At 60.6% G+C, this 14,631-nt stretch carries 15 protein-coding genes; 10 read left to right on the top strand and 5 right to left on the bottom strand.

What is annotated here, in order from left to right:
• From Q0O40_RS15840 to Q0O40_RS01355, 3 genes are all read right to left on the bottom strand, one after another.
• Window positions 1-84, bottom strand: an 84-nt coding sequence (locus Q0O40_RS15840; protein ID WP_367183703.1) for a transposase, incomplete at its 3' end; no start/stop codon positions are given.
• 60 nt (window positions 85-144) lie between these two features.
• A complete protein-coding gene (locus Q0O40_RS01360) occupies window positions 145-525 on the bottom strand; it encodes a hypothetical protein (protein ID WP_295525231.1) in 381 nt (126 codons plus the stop codon).
• 48 nt (window positions 526-573) lie between these two features.
• On the bottom strand, window positions 574-2,292 hold the full coding sequence (locus Q0O40_RS01355; RefSeq protein WP_295525228.1) for an SUMF1/EgtB/PvdO family nonheme iron enzyme: 1,719 nt from the start codon (window positions 2,290-2,292) through the stop codon (window positions 574-576).
• 543 nt (window positions 2,293-2,835) lie between these two features.
• Between Q0O40_RS01355 and Q0O40_RS01350 the strand changes: the two genes are divergently transcribed.
• Window positions 2,836-2,961: a hypothetical protein gene (locus tag Q0O40_RS01350; RefSeq protein WP_295525225.1), complete on the top strand. Its 126-nt coding sequence runs from the start codon at window positions 2,836-2,838 to the stop codon at window positions 2,959-2,961.
• 131 nt (window positions 2,962-3,092) lie between these two features.
• Here Q0O40_RS01350 and Q0O40_RS01345 read toward each other — a convergent pair whose 3' ends face one another.
• The gene (locus tag Q0O40_RS01345) at window positions 3,093-4,430 is read right to left on the bottom strand and encodes an aromatic ring-hydroxylating dioxygenase subunit alpha (RefSeq protein WP_295525223.1); all 1,338 of its coding nucleotides are present in this window, start codon (window positions 4,428-4,430) and stop codon (window positions 3,093-3,095) included.
• Between the two features lie 172 nt (window positions 4,431-4,602).
• Between Q0O40_RS01345 and Q0O40_RS01340 the strand changes: the two genes are divergently transcribed.
• The 6 genes from Q0O40_RS01340 (at window position 4,603) to Q0O40_RS01315 (ending at window position 9,966) form a co-directional block, all read left to right on the top strand.
• Window positions 4,603-5,136, top strand: a complete 534-nt coding sequence (locus Q0O40_RS01340; protein WP_295525220.1) for a nuclear transport factor 2 family protein — start codon at window positions 4,603-4,605, stop codon at window positions 5,134-5,136.
• Between the two features lie 257 nt (window positions 5,137-5,393).
• The gene (locus Q0O40_RS01335) at window positions 5,394-7,466 is read left to right on the top strand and encodes a PQQ-binding-like beta-propeller repeat protein (RefSeq protein WP_295525217.1); all 2,073 of its coding nucleotides are present in this window, start codon (window positions 5,394-5,396) and stop codon (window positions 7,464-7,466) included.
• Between the two features lie 43 nt (window positions 7,467-7,509).
• Window positions 7,510-7,974: a nuclear transport factor 2 family protein gene (locus Q0O40_RS01330; protein WP_295525214.1), complete on the top strand. Its 465-nt coding sequence runs from the start codon at window positions 7,510-7,512 to the stop codon at window positions 7,972-7,974.
• A complete protein-coding gene (locus Q0O40_RS01325) occupies window positions 7,971-8,477 on the top strand; it encodes a cytochrome c (RefSeq protein ID WP_295525212.1) in 507 nt (168 codons plus the stop codon). The genes Q0O40_RS01330 and Q0O40_RS01325 overlap by 4 nt, the downstream gene beginning before the upstream one ends.
• A gap of 149 nt (window positions 8,478-8,626) precedes the next feature.
• Window positions 8,627-9,079, top strand: a complete 453-nt coding sequence (locus Q0O40_RS01320) for a MaoC family dehydratase (protein ID WP_295525209.1) — start codon at window positions 8,627-8,629, stop codon at window positions 9,077-9,079.
• Window positions 9,076-9,966 (top strand): CoA ester lyase, encoded by an 891-nt coding sequence (locus tag Q0O40_RS01315; protein ID WP_295525207.1) that lies wholly within the window; start codon window positions 9,076-9,078, stop codon window positions 9,964-9,966. The genes Q0O40_RS01320 and Q0O40_RS01315 overlap by 4 nt, the downstream gene beginning before the upstream one ends.
• A 13-nt stretch (window positions 9,967-9,979) precedes the next feature.
• Here Q0O40_RS01315 and Q0O40_RS01310 read toward each other — a convergent pair whose 3' ends face one another.
• Window positions 9,980-11,086 carry an LLM class flavin-dependent oxidoreductase gene (locus Q0O40_RS01310; protein WP_295525204.1) on the bottom strand — a complete coding sequence of 369 codons (1,107 nt, stop codon included), beginning with the start codon at window positions 11,084-11,086 and terminating at the stop codon, window positions 9,980-9,982.
• A 211-nt stretch (window positions 11,087-11,297) separates the two neighbouring features.
• Here Q0O40_RS01310 and Q0O40_RS01305 point away from each other — a divergent pair, with 211 nt between their 5' ends.
• Genes Q0O40_RS01305 through Q0O40_RS01295 form a run of 3 tightly spaced genes read left to right on the top strand, consistent with a single transcriptional unit; the run spans window position 11,298 to window position 14,621 of the window.
• On the top strand, window positions 11,298-12,185 hold the full coding sequence (locus Q0O40_RS01305) for an alpha/beta hydrolase (RefSeq protein ID WP_295525202.1): 888 nt from the start codon (window positions 11,298-11,300) through the stop codon (window positions 12,183-12,185).
• Between the two features lie 47 nt (window positions 12,186-12,232).
• On the top strand, window positions 12,233-13,582 hold the full coding sequence (locus Q0O40_RS01300; protein ID WP_295525200.1) for a Rieske 2Fe-2S domain-containing protein: 1,350 nt from the start codon (window positions 12,233-12,235) through the stop codon (window positions 13,580-13,582).
• On the top strand, window positions 13,566-14,621 hold the full coding sequence (locus Q0O40_RS01295; protein WP_295525198.1) for a 2Fe-2S iron-sulfur cluster binding domain-containing protein: 1,056 nt from the start codon (window positions 13,566-13,568) through the stop codon (window positions 14,619-14,621). The genes Q0O40_RS01300 and Q0O40_RS01295 overlap by 17 nt, the downstream gene beginning before the upstream one ends.
• Window positions 14,622-14,631: the final 10 nt, after the last annotated feature.

Here is a 14,631-nt window from a genome sequence, read left to right as displayed (position 1 = left end):
GGCCAGATCAGCTGTCTTCCCGCCCGCCTCTGCCTCCTTCAGCACTCCGATAATCTGCTCTTCCGTGAACCGTGATCGCTTCATCTGTCCGTCCTTCAAGGGGCCGGACTCTAATCATTCTTGGAGGAAAATCAGGGGGTCACGTCAGGGCAGATCGATGAGCAGCCGAGCGCGCGAACCCTCGCCCAATCGCCGCGCGTGCTGATAACGCAGATCAACACGCTGGACTTTCTGGAAGCCCGCCTTGCCATAGGTGAAGGCGCCGCCGATCGTGTCGGAATCGCCCTGCGGAAGAGAGCGATCCTCGCCTTCGGGTTGAATATCGGACAGGTCGAGACCCACCGAAGCCGCTTGGAACTGGAGCGAGTTCGAGCCGCCAAAGCGCGATTCGGTCGAACTGGAGCCATAAACCGGCAGACAGGCCCCGGAACAGATATAGGTCTGCGCAAATGCGGGGACTGGCAGCAAAGCGCTGCCCGCCACAGTCGGTGCTGCAATCAAGATCGTCCAGAACTTCGTGTGCATCGCTCATCCCCTGTCGTTTGCGCCCCGCCTCGCATAAGGCCGTGTCCACTATTGCATAACCTCGTCTGCGCTGATGTCCCTTACAACTCTAAGTCCCATATCGGTACGCCGCTTTGTGTCGGAGACCGCGAAGCGATTGGCCGCTCGCAGTTCGTCCGGCGCACTCTCGAACGAGCCGCCGCGGGCAATGTGCGCTGTGCAGGACTTGTCCCCGCAATCCGCGGTCAGCTCCCAGGCATTGCCGTTCATCTGGTAGAGGCCGAAGGCGTTCGGCGGATAGGCATTCACCGCCTCGGGATAGCCGCGGTAGGGTGCCGTCGCCGAGCCGCGATAGCTTGCCGTCTGATCGTAGTTCGCATCGCTCGGGGTGATCGCATCACCCCAGGGAAAGGTCGTGCTTGCGCTCGCACGGGCGGCGTATTCCCATTCGGCACCGGTTGGCAGCCGATAGTGCTGCCCCGATTGTGCCGAAAGCCAGGCCGTGAAGGCAAGCGCGTCGGGGTAGGCAAGGCCAGTCGCCGGGATCGACGGATTGGGATTGTCCTTGCTCCAGCTGGCGATCGGTTGACATGCCTTGTCGCGAACGCAGGCCCCCCACTCGGGAATGGTGACTTCATAAATGCCGATGGCGAACGCGCGGTCGATCCGCTGCTCGGTCTGCAGTGGCTCGTCGCGGTCGCGCTTCGCTTCGGTCGCGGGTGACCCTACGTTTGCAAGTCCGGCCGGGACGATCCGCATATAGGGGCAGTTCGCGCAGTCGAGAAACCGCCCTTCACTGCCTGCACCGCAGCTGATGAAGCACGGCGGCGCTCCTTGCAGCCCATAGTCGAAAGTTGGCTTCTGGAAATTGCCACGCGACTGGATGGCGCTCATCGCCACGCGATCAGACGTGCGCTTGAGCGTCTCGGCTATGTCCTGCTGCGGGCGGCGGATCTCTTCGGCGAGGATGCGCGAGAAAGTGCCTGTATCGAAGGCAACCTGATCAGGGCTCGTCGAATAAGCGATCAGATAGCCCTGATCGGGCCGCACGAGCAGATCGGATTGCCGTACGATCCGCTTGAGCCCCTTGGTTCCGTCGGGGCCGGCTTCGCCGCCGGGTGCCGCAATGTTGACCTCGGGCGTAGCGTTCGGTCGCGGGGGCTCCGTCAGCACATTGCGGCACATGTCGAGCACAATGAGCAGGTTCTTTGCGCCCGAGCCAAGCAGTTTACGCGCAATCGCTGCCCGCGACAGGCTAGTCGCTTCGATGCCGAGCGTGTGGTCTGCATCCACTGGCAGTAGCATCAAGTCACCAAATGTGCCGAGCGCGGCACCGTGTCCTGAAAAGTAGAGCATGCCGAAGGCATCCGGTCCTGCAGCCTTTAGCTTCGCCGCAAACTGTTCCAGAAGCGACAGCATTTGCTCGCGTGTCAGATCGCGGTGCGCAGTGACCGAGCCCGTGCCGGTCGCATCAACGAACCCGGCGCTGTTGAGCGCCGCAGCCACCCGGTCTCCATCGATAACCGTGGCGGCGAGCCGGTCAAAGCCCTGATAGGAACTGTTACCGATCACCAATGCCAATCGCGGCTCGCGCGCGAGGGCCGAAGGCGCCAAGAACCATGCGGCGAAAAGCCAGATCAGCAGTGCCGCGCCTAGCCGGAGAAAAGCGATCTTGCCGACAGCACGATCAGCCGCCGGGCAGCACGAGGCGACGACGCAAGGGCTATCGTTCCTCAACGCAGCTACCACAGACCCCTCCCCATAAGCGTCCGCTTCCTTGATCTTCAACGACCAGCAGAAGCCGGCGCAATGATTGGCGCGTATCAACCAGAGTGGTACTACTAATCCATCGGTTAGTGTTTGATAAACGAAAAATTTTGCAACACCCAAATGAAATGGTGCCAATCATTGTTGTTAGACTCGTGTTTGGCCCCATTTTACGTCGGCACTAACAACTACGTCGTAAACGACAATTTCCCGCTCGAATGGGTCAGGCAGCGCTTGTGCGCGAGGGTCGACAAGGCCAGCGACATCGTGAACTAATCCAAGTGCTACGCGATAGTGATGGTTGCTGATCCAGCTTATCCCCTGTTCTTGTGCCAGGTCCAGAGCATGATCACAGTCAGCCTGGAGAACATGAAGATTGTTCGCGCCCTGCCCAACCTGACGATCAAATCAGCAAAGGCATCTGCCAGATCGACTGTTCTGCGGCCGGTTTCATCGTCTCTGGGCTGGCCAATTGGGCAGGTTTAGGTGCGGTCGTCTAAGCGCTCTTGGTCATGGCAATGACCTCCTGTCAGGATCGTCATAACTGCGGAGCTACCTTTCGGCGTGGCGGCGGTATTGAATGAATGGCTCGGCAACGCGAACGGCGGCTTCCCCGACAATGGCGCGATGGTAAACCAGTTCGTGCCGAATGCGTGGGCCATCCATATCGAGGATTATCAGGCACTGTAACGCAGGTGCACCCTAATCCGCCAACGGTCTGTGGTTTAGGTGGCCGTGGGGATTACAGCGCTACTCCGACAAAGTCGCAAACGTTTCCCCATGCTTCTCCAACAACGTTGGCGGTCTCGCAGCGCACCACTCTATCGTGCCAGCCAGTCTTCCAGTGTTTCATGGAAGTAGCGCAGGCGGCTTTCCTGCCCGGCGAGATAGTCACGCTTGTAGCCGCGCGAGCGCAGGCCGCGTTGTTGCGCTGACCAAATGTCGAGATCCTCATTGATTGCGCCGCCGGCGGAAACGGTGCCGTAAGGTCCCTGCACATGGACCGCGGGGGTATCGATGGAGACGAATTCGCGCATGACCCACGAATAGTATTGCGTCTCACCCTTGGGAAACAGGGTCATGTACCACATGTCGAAATAGCACTTTTCCGGGTCTGTTTCGTGCGGGCGGGCGCGCAGCCAGATGTTGCCATCGGGTTTCAGGCTGAACGATAGGTTGGGAAAGATCGTATAATGCCAGTTATCGGTCAGTTGGTCGTCGTGATACGATGAGAAATCAAATCCCTTCTCCGGGCCCAGTTTGCGTTTCTGGCGCTGCAGGTCACGGCGGATGTTGCGAGTCTTGCCGCCGCGATAATCGTCCGGGTTCAGCTCCCAGCGCTTAAGCTCCTCGCTTAGCGATGCCAGCGTCTCGTTCTCCCCGCCCTTAACCGAATCCGCAGGCCCGGCCCCGGGCATGAACATCCGGCAATGGCCTTCGGGATAATGATCGAACTGGCAATGCTGGCGGCCATATTCGATCACGAACTTCGAACTCGGGTGCACGAACGGCACATGGTAGGATTCGCTGAAGTTATCCTGAACCAGCTTCCAGTTGAAATCGCCCTCGACCGTGACCCAGTGCGTCCTCACCATTTCCGCCATCGGATACGAATCGATCTGATCGGCGATCGGGCCCAGAAATGTCTTCAAAGGCGCGCAGTCCGGGTCGAGATTATACCAGACAAAGCCCGCCCAGACCTCGCAGGGAATTTCGACCAGATTGAGCTTGCCGCAAGGGTTGCCCTGAGCAAAATCAGCGACATCGGGCACAGTCTTAAGCGTGCCCTGCATATCATAGGCCCAGCCATGATAGGGGCAGGTGAGCAGCCGGGCATTGCCCGATGGCGCCGCCATCAATTGCATGCCGCGATGCTGGCAAACATTGTAGAAGGCGCGGACTTTGCCATCTTCGCCGAATGTGCACAGGATGGTTTCGCGCCCCAATGAGGTTGTGATGTAATCGCCTTCCTTGGTCAGCTCCCTTTCAAGTCCGGCGATCTGCCATGTGCGCGTCCAGATCTTGTCCCACTCTCGGTCCATGAATTCTTTGGAGTAATAGCGCTCTGGAGTGATGGGCGTGCCGCGTAATGTGGGCTCAGGCTGTTTTGAAACATCGGCCGCGGGACGGCGAATTTCGCGTGCGTCATAATCGCTCATATGAAAAAGCTCCTGTGCACTTCGCCGTGACAATTCGCAGGGGTTTTCGGCTTGAATATCATATTTCGTATCGCAACTTCGGCGATCTGCCTCCACTCAAAAATTAGAGAGTGTCGGTCCTATGGCGCAGAGCCTAACCGTGAAGGCCCGAGCAGGACAGGAGTTGGTCAGCATGGCATCGTCCGACGAATTTGCAGCGGCGCTGCGCCAAGTGGCAGACCGCCAGGCCATTGCCCATGTCATCTGCCAATTGGCGCGCGGGATCGATCGGCGGGACAAGCGATTGATCGACGATTGTTTTCACGAAGATGCGACCGATGACCATGGCATCTTCAAGGGCACCGCCCGTGCGTTTTCGGAATGGGTGATGGTGCAACTTGCCAGCTATGTGCGGACGCAGCACATCATTGCCAACCAAATCATTGAGATTGATGGAGATAAGGCAGCCTGCGAGTCCTATTTCCATGCCCATCATGTGATGCATGGAGGGGAGGGCGAGATCAATCTTGTGGTTGCGGGGCGCTACCTTGATCGGTTGGAGCGCCGCGCGAATGTCTGGAAGATCGCCCATCGCGGCGTGGTCTATGATTGGAACCGGATCGATCCATCGACCGATGGCTGGAAAGTGGAACCAATCGCCAGCCTGCTCGCGCGCGGCCGTGCTTCGGCCGAAGACCCCTCGTACGCGCTGTTTGACCCCAGCTAGGCTGCGCGCCGGGGGGGCTCTGCCCTTGGTGGCGGGGGCGCGGTCTGCCCATGGTCATTGCAACCCATCGTTGGGCATGTCTCTCAGCGCCGAAACTTGGCGAAGCTGCTGCGAATCGAGCGTTGACCCAGAGGAAAATTAATTGTCTACTAATCGCGTTTCAAGGGTTGGCGCATCGCTGCTTCGGTGATCGCTTGGCGGCCTTCCATGTGTTTGGCAACGTGCTCGGTTGTGCCTGAACGGCTTTGGAGAACGGTATGAATGCGATCCCCAAGTTTTTGCTGCAGACAGCCTTGGTTGGCGCAATTTTTGCCGCCTTGCCCGCAAGCGCCTTGGGCCAAGTCGCGACAGCACAAGTTTCCGCACCGCCAGTTTCAGGACCGCCAGTTTTTGGCCAGTGGCTGGGGCAGGGCGGCAGCAAGTCGATGCAGCGCTATAGCCCCTCGGCAGAGGTCAATACGGCCACGTTCAAAAAGCTCAAGGTGCTGTGGACGCGGCCCTCGGTTGACAAGCTTTACACTGACGCATTTCCAGATCTCTCGCCGTCCGCCTATTTGCGCGGCATGCCGACCATCGTCGATGGTGTCGCCTATGTTTCGAATGGCATTGGCCTGATCGAGGCGTTCGATGCCGCGACAGGCGTGACGAAATGGGTGCAGACGCCATTGCCGGTCGATTTGCGCCGTGCTGCGGCCGAAAGCGCGCGCAGTGTGGAATATTGGTCCGATGGCAAGGACAAACGCGTGGTCACAATCCGCGGCAAGTTTCTCAATGCGCTTGATGCCGAAACGGGCAAGCCTGCGCCCGGCTTTGGCGACAATGGCTCGGTCTATGTGGGGTGGGCGACGCAGGAGGATTTCAGCTATAGCGGCACGAATGGCCCGTTGATTGTCGGTGATGTGATCGTCGTGGGCGGGCGCGGCGGCGTGAAGGTCGGGGGCGGATCGGGCGATTCGGGGGATCGCTGGGAAGGACACTCCGACGACGTGCGCGGTTATGATGTGCGCACCGGGCACCTGCTATGGACTTTCCATGTGGTGCCGCAGCCGGGCGAACCCGGCTTTGAAAGCTGGCAAAGCGACGCGTGGAAATCGTCCGGCGCGCAAGGGGCGTGGTCGCCGATGAGCGCGGATGAGGCGCTGGGGATTGTGTATGTCCCGCTATCCGCCCCGCCGATGTATTATGGCGGCCACCGCAAGGGCGATAATCTTTTCGGCAGCAGTCTGGTGGCGCTGGATGCCAAGACCGGCAAGCGTGTGTGGCACTTCCAGATGGTCCATCACGATCTTTGGGATTATGATCTGGCCGCGCCGCCGGTGCTGGCCGATCTGGTCGTCGATGGGCGTCCGATCAAGTCGGTCATTCAGGCCGGGAAAACCGGGTTCCTTTATGTGTTTGACCGGGCAACGGGCACGCCGGTCTGGCCGATCGAGGAGCGACCCGTTCCGCAGTCCGACATTCCGGGCGAACATACCTCGCCAACGCAGCCTTTCCCATCCAAGCCGCCAGCTTTCGATCAGCAGGGTGTGACGCTGGCAGACCTTGCCAGCTTCACGCCTGAAACGGCCAAAGAGGCGCAGGCGACGGCTGCAAAGTACCGATTGGGGCCTTTGTTTACCCCGCCTTCGCTGATCACCGAAACCTCGCTGGGCACACTGGCTTCGCCCGGGGTGTGGGGTTCAGGAAACTGGAATACTGGTGCATTCGACCCCGAAACCGGCCGCTATTACGCTGTTGCAAGAACCAAACCGACGGTTTATGGCTTGATCAAGGCGCCCGATCCGGCTGCAAGCACGGCCTATATCATTCCCAAGCCGGTGGTTCCGGGCAAACCTGCTCCGGTCGCGCCAGGTGCCCCCAAGCCTGATGGTTATGATCATGGCGGGCTACCGCTGGTCCCGCCGACATCATCAGGATTGCCGATCATCAAGCCGCCCTATGGCCGCATCACCGCATATGACATGAACAAGGGCGATAAATTGTGGACCATCGCCAATGGCGATGATCCGCAGATCCGCGCCAATCCGGCATTGAAGGGGGCAAAGTTTCCGCCAACGGGGATCGCTTCGCGCGTGCCGCTGATTGTTACCAAATCGCTGCTGCTGGTGCCAGACGGCAGCAGCGTTGTCTGGGATACGGCAGGTTATGACGGCCCGGCCAAGCTGAGCGCGTATGATAAGAGCACTGGTGCGCTGGTTGGCCAGGTTCCCATGCCGGCAGGGGCAACGACATCGCCGGTCAGCTACCAGACGGCCGCCGGTCAGCGCATTGTGGTGGCGGTGTCGAGCAGCGCGAAAGGGGCGTCGTGGATCGCCTACGGGCTTAAGTAAGCCGATGCGAGGCTTTCGCCGGATTTGCCTGAGCTTGGCCGCCATGGCGCTTCCCGTGAGCGCAGCAGCGCAGATCAGCATGGCCAGATCCTCGCCGCAGGCCAGCGCCAGCGCCGAAGTGGAAGCGCTCGTGCGCAAAGTCGCGGCGGCCTATGCCGTGAATGATCTGGCGGCGTACTTTTCCTATTTTGATGACGACATCATGGTCTGGAACGGCCCGAACGCGCGCTGGGTAAAGCAGGATTATGTGACCCGCTGGACCAAAGTTGTGGGCGAGGGCGGGGGCGTGTCATCGCTGGCCATCGAAGATCTGCAAATGCGCGTCTCGCCAAAAGGAGACGCTGTGGTTGCCACATTCGCGATGCCAGTGATTGGCCGGAAAGGCGGGCTGCCCGCCGCAACCGAACCCACAGTGATGTACCACATGACCGAGGCGTGGTTCAAACGCGGCGGGCGCTGGTCGATGGCGCATATGCATTGGAGTGCGCGCACTCCGGCCAAGCCGTGAAGGCTGCTGATGAAACGGGCGCGCCGCGATATCTCGCGTTCTGGGCCGAAGGTTCTGGCGAATGGATGCGTGAGGCCATGATGCGCTTGCTCTTGCTGGCGGCAGTCGTCTCAGCGGCAGCGGCAGCATCGGCGGCACCCGCAACATCGCGGCGCATGCCAAAGGTGCCCGCCACGTTTTCTGCCGAGCAAGTGGAGGAAGGCCGCCGCCTGTTTGCCGATACTTGCGCGGTGTGTCATGGTCCCAATCTGCAAGGTGCACTGGGGCCAAGCCTGATCGTGCCGGCATTCCGAGCCGCCTACAGCGATAAGCCGATGCGCGCGCTTTGCAGCCGGATTATCTCGACGATGCCGGTGGGGCAGGCAGGCACTTTGTCTGAAGCGCAAGTGCTGAAATTGACCGCGCTGATCTCAGCCAGCAACGGTTTACCGGTCGGCGAAGCGCCGGTGATCTCGGCCAACGAACTCAGCGCCCGCAAGTTTCCCGGGGCGGGCAAGTGGTGAGCTGCCGTTCTGCAATTCTGCCGTCTGCATCATTTGCCTAAGTCTGTGGTTCGAACGCCGGTTGCCCGGTGCGCCGCTTGGCCTTACCCACGGGTTTGAAGGAACGCCCGGCAGCCGGGCATAATCCTTGAAAGATTGGGGCGGCACGGATGGCTGGGGTCTGGTTTGATGAACTGTTTGTGGGGCAGAAGTTTGCGCATGCGCTGCGGCGGACGGTAACCGAGACCGACAATCTGATGACCTGCGCGCTGACGCACAATCCGGCGCAGCTCCATCTCGATGCCGAATACATGAAAGATAGCGAGTACGGCCAGATCATCGTCAATTCGGCGTTTACGCTGGGGCTGATGGTCGGCGTTTCAGTGGGCGATACCACGCTCGGCACGGCGGTTGCCAATCTCGGCTGGGACGAGGTCCGCTTTCCCTCCCCTGTGTTCATCGGCGATACGCTGCGGATCGAGACCGAGGTGGTGGAATTGCGCGATTCCAAATCCCGCCCCGATGCCGGGATCGTCACCTTCCTTCACCGCGCGCACAACCAGCGCGGCGAACTGGTTGCCACGTGCAAGCGCAGCGGGCTGCAGCGGAAGAAGCCGGCATGACCCCGCTGCGCTCGCTGCTGTTCATCCCGGGCGACAGCGCGAAGAAACTGGCCAAGGCCGATGGCGCGGGCGCCGATGCGCTGATCCTCGATTTGGAGGATTCGGTCTCCCTTTCGCAAAAGCCTTTGGCGCGCGAACTGGTGCCGGATTTCCTGCGCGCGAGGCCCCGCGCCGCGCGCACAAGCCAGCTATGGGTGCGGATCAATCCGCTCGATACTGCGCTGGCGCTGGAAGACCTTGTCGAGGTCGTCTCGGCTCAGCCTGATGGGCTGATGCTGCCCAAGGCCGACGGCCCCGCCGATGTCTTCAAGCTCTCGCTTTATCTCGATGCCCTCGAAGTGCAGGCCGGAGTTCCCGCCGGATCAATTCGCATCTTGCCGGTGGCGACCGAAACCGCCATCGCCCCGTTCCGGCTGGGCGATTATGCCGGCGCCCGTTTGGAACGTTTGGTGGGCCTCACGTGGGGGGCGGAGGATCTGTCCGCGGCGCTCGGTGCCAGCACAAACCGCGATCCGGCTGGGGCTTGGGCGATGGCATACCGCATGGCGCGGGTCCTCACGCTAATGGCGGCGCGCGCGACCGGGGTGCAGCCGATCGACACGCTCTACGCCGATTTCCGCGACGAGGCCGGGCTGCGCGCAGCTTCGCAGGAATCGCGCGGTGAGGGCTTCACCGGCCGCCTTGCCATTCATCCAGCGCAAGTGGCAGCGATCAATGAAAGCTACATGCCCTCGTCCGCAGAGATCGATCACGCGCACCGCGTGCTCGCCGCTTTTGCCGAAGAGCCGGGCGCGGGCACCGTCGGGCTGGACGGGCGGATGCTCGATCTTCCGCATTTGAAGCAAGCACAGGGCGTGCTCGCGCTGGCGGCGGCTTACGCCCGTTGATCCGCGCTCGCGGTTAACCCGGCTGGCGGATGCCGCGCGCCTCTAGAATGGGCAGCACATTATCCCGAAAATACGGGAACTCCTTGGTATAGTCGGCAAACGAGAGGGTTGTCCCGCCAAGGCCCAGATCGTGCATCTGGCAGATACCGTCCGCCACTTGCTCGGGCGTTCCGATCAGAGGAACGCCGCCATGGCCCATCGCAAAGCGGTCGCGGATGAGCATCAACAGGTCGTGCGGAAAGCTATGTGCATGCGCGATCTGAAGGCGCACCAGATTGTCGACGGCGACCCAGTCGGCGTTGTCCTTGGCAAAATATTGGAGGTAGTCCTTCGCTTCCTGCTCGGCCGGGCGGCAAACGACATGGCTGAAGGTCAGCACATCGACATCGCGGCCCGCAGCGGCGGCCTGGTTTTTCAGCTCGGCGATTTCCCCGCGCGAGCGTTCGAAGTCGATCACCGAAGTGAACAGGAAATCGGCATTTCGCGTGGCAAATTCCCGCCCGAGCTCTGATCCCGCCGCATTCATGATCGGAGGCCGCCCGTTTACCGGCTTGGGCTCGGATTCAACGCCCTTGAGATCGAAGTGCGGCGTTTTCATATCAAACGCGCCGCACTTGCTCCACAGCGCCTCGATGATGTCGAACCATTCCTGCGCATAGCCATAGCGCGTCTCGTGGTCGTCAGGCAGCGTCAGCCCCAGCGCTTCGTATTCGGGCTTGTTCCAGCCGGCCACGATATTGAGCCCGGCGCGACCCCGGCCGATGGCATCGATCGTGGCGATCTGCTTGGCCACGACGACTGGATGATTGGCGGTTGTGTGGATCGTAGCGATGACCGAGATGCGCTTGGTCAAGGCCAGAAGCCCCGCTGCCCAAGTCATCGTTTCCAGCACGGACCCGTGAAAATTGGTCTCCCCGCCATAGCCGATCCACCGCGCGATTGGCAGCATGAAGTCAATCCCGGCATCATCGAGCAACTGCGCGATCGCCAGATTGCTCTCCCAGCTGGCATCCCAGCGCTCCGGGATTTTGGTCACCGACATGCCGCCAGAGCAATTGGTGGAAAACGTGCCCAGCTTGAAGTGATTGGCGCGGCGCATCCGGTTTTCAACATGCGACATTCAGCGGTCCTTCTGTGAGAATCTCACCGGCGGCAGATCTGCGTTAGCCTCTGCGCAGAGTTGCGATCATGCCAGGGTCGAGTCAACCGGTGATCGGCCAGCTTTGATAGAATATCAATTGATTTTCTATTTCATGATGTCACACTGTCCATCAGCGGCAAGGGTTCATGAGACTCGGGAGCATGAGGCTCTGGCTGCGGGAGAATGGCCAATGACGATCCATGTCGATCTGCTCGGTACCGAGACTCGGTTCATCGATACCGGAAAGTACACGACCCGCGCCATCTCTGCGCCGGGCAGCGGCGAACATGTGTTCCTGCTCCATGGCGGCGGCGGCCATGCGGAGACATACTCGCGCAATCTGATGCGGCTGAGCAAAGTATGCCAGCCGCATGCGATCGATTTCATCTGGCATGGCATGTCTTCGCGTCCGGCATACTCAAACGGCGCGCCTCGCGCTGCTGAAAACTGGCTGACCCAGTTCACTGATCAGCTCATCAATCTGATGGACCATCTCGGCATTGAAAAGGCGGTGGTCGAGGGGGAGTCGCTCGGCGGTTGGATCGCCTTTGATATGGCGATCAACCATCCGGATCGCACCTCGAAGGTGATTCTCAACACTTCGTGGGGGATGCATCTTGATCCCGCCCATGTCCACGAGGGCGGATCAGACCTCAACGCGCTGCGCGAAACCTCGATGAACGCGCTGCTGAACCCGACGCGCGAGCTGCTGCGCAAGCGTCTGGACTGGCTGATGCCGCTCGGCGGTGTGACCGACGAACTGGTCGAATTGCGCCAGACGCTGTGGTTCATCCCCGAAACCCGCACCGCGCTGATCGAGTATTATGAGCGCTTGTTCGCCCCCGATATTGCCGAATATTATTGGCAGGAAGACGATATCCGGAAAATCAGCTGCCCCGCGCTGGTACTGTGGACCGACAAGAACCCGATCCACGGCGAAGATGCGGCTGACCGGCTTGAGGCGATCATTCCCGGCGCCAAAAAGCATATCATGCGCGGCTGCGCGCATTGGCCGCAATGGGAACGCCCAGAGGAGCATGACGATGTCGTCTCCCGTTTCCTTCTCGGCACGCTCTAGCATTTTAATTCAATGACTTGTCCTGTTTCCTTGAAAGGATTTGCGCGATGAACGAAGCCTCACCGATCCGCCGCCGCACCACCGTGCGGATGAGTACCAGCGACAAGCGGCTGAACGACAGCGCCTTGCAAAGCCAGTACCAGCCATACAAGGACGCCGCCTGGGGCTTCGTCAATCATTGGTATCCCGCGCTGTTCAGCGAGGAGCTGCCCGAGGATAAAGTCGAAGGCATCCAGATTTGCGGCATCCCCATCGTGCTGCGCCGTGTCGATGGCAAGGTTTTCGCGCTCAAGGACCAGTGCCTGCACCGCGGCGTGCGTCTTTCGGCCAAGCCGACCTGCTTCAACAAAAGCTCGATCACCTGCTGGTATCATGGCTTTACGTTTGATCTGGCTGATGGCCTGCTCTCGACCATCGTCGCCAATCCCGATGATCCGCTCGTCGGCACCGCGGGCATCACCTCTTATCCTGTCGAAGAAGCCGGCGGCATGATCTTCGTGTTCGTTCGCGAAGACGATTATCCGCTCGAGGATGTTCCGCCGTTGTCGCAGGATCTGCCGATCCGCTTTCCGGAAAACAGCGAGCGCTTCCCGCATCCGCTTTGGCCCGCGGCGCCGAGCCTGCTCGATGAAGGCGCGGTGGCACTAGGGCTGCATCGCACTGGCCAGAGCAACTGGCGCATCGCCTGCGAAAATGGGTTCGATAACGCGCACATTCTGGTGCACATGGAGAACACCATCGTCCACGCACTGAACTGGGTGCTGCCGCTGGGTATCCTGCCCGATCATGAAGAGCCGATCACGCTCACCGAAGACGAAGACGGCCCCAAGGGCCTGATCCAGTGGCTGTTCACCGATCGGTGGAAGCCGGTGATGGAGAACCCGCAATTGGGTCTCAAGATCGATGCGCTCAATGGTCGCTTCTATCGCACGTCGGTCGTCCTGCCTGGCTGCTTGATGGTCGAAAACTGGCCCGAAGAACATATCGTCCAGTATGAATGGTATGTGCCGATCACCGACGACCTCTACGAGTATTGGGAAGTGATGGTCCGGGTCTGCAAGACCGACGAGGAAAAGAAGGCGTTCAAGCACCGCTTCGACCGGGTGTTCATGCCTCTGTGCCTGCGCGGGTTCAACGATTGCGATCTCTACGCGCGCGAAGCGATGGAGGAGTTTTACGCCGACGGCACTGGCTGGGACAACGAACAACTGGCCGCCACCGATGTTTCGGCCATCACCTGGCGCAAGGTCGCCTCGCGCTGGAACCGCGGCATTGCCAAGCCGGGCAAGGGTGTAACGGGTGCCACCAAGACATCGAGCATCCGCCTGCGGCGGCTCGCCGAGGGCAAGGCTCCCGGTTATTTTGTCGAAAAGATCGAAGATGTTAACAGCTACTGAGAGCGATCAGACAGCGGTGGACCTCGGCGCTTCTCATGTCACTTTCACGTTCAGTGACGGCGCCGAGCATACCTTGAGCATTCCGACCGGCAGCAGCATTCTTGCGGCCGGTCTGGAAGCCGGACTGCCGCTGCTCCATCAATGCCGTTCGGGCACTTGCTCAAGCTGTCTGGCGACATTGGTGGAGGGCGAGGCAGGCACTTTGCCCGGCAGCAACTCCTCGTTGTTCGCCTCGGAAATGGCAGCGGGCAAGCGGTTGCTGTGCGTCACTCAAGCGCGCGGCGATTGCCGCTTCACGCTGGGTTATGACAGTACTGGCGGCCAGCAGGTGAGCGCGGCGCAGACTTTCGTGAATGCGGTCGAGCGCGTCGCCGCCGACGTGATCCGACTGGAGCTAGAGCTGGCAGAAGGCAGCTGGATCGACTTTCGCCCAGGTCAGTTCATTCAGATCAAGGTTCCAGGAACCGATCAGACACGCAGCTATTCGATTGCCTCCACGCCCGCGCAATTGCCCAAGATCGAACTGCTCGTTCGCCTGCTGCCAGGCGGGGTGATGTCGGAATGGTTGCTCAATCGCGCAGCCCCCGATGCGGTCGTGGAGATTGCCGGGCCGCACGGCGCGTTCTTCCTGCGCGAGGGCGAAAAGGTCCCGCATATCATGATCGCCGGCGGCACGGGCCTTGCTCCCATGATGGCGATGATCGACCAGATCCGCGCTCGGCCGGGGCGCAAACCGCCCATCCTTTTGAGCTTTGGCTGCACCAGCGAAGAGGGGCTGTTCCACCGTGATGCGCTGGAATTGCGCCAGCATTGGCTTCCCGGCCTCTCGGTCCAATTGTCGGTTGATCGCGGTCCGGCCTCAGACCCGGTGCGCGTCGGCAATCCGGTCGAGGCAGTGGGGCAGGGCGGCGCGATCGATCCTGCGTCGGTGGCTTATCTGTGCGGTCCACCAGGCATGGTCGAGGCCGCGCGCAGCCATCTCGAAGCACTGGGCCTGGCTCCTGACAACATTCATTCGGAACGGTTCGTAGCCAGCTGAAATTTAGCGG

The organism is Novosphingobium sp. Chol11 (assembly GCF_945870625.1).
GTDB lineage: Bacteria > Pseudomonadota > Alphaproteobacteria > Sphingomonadales > Sphingomonadaceae > Novosphingobium.
The sequence above is the reverse complement of the archived record's forward strand: the minus strand, read 5'-3'. Positions and strand labels throughout refer to the sequence as shown.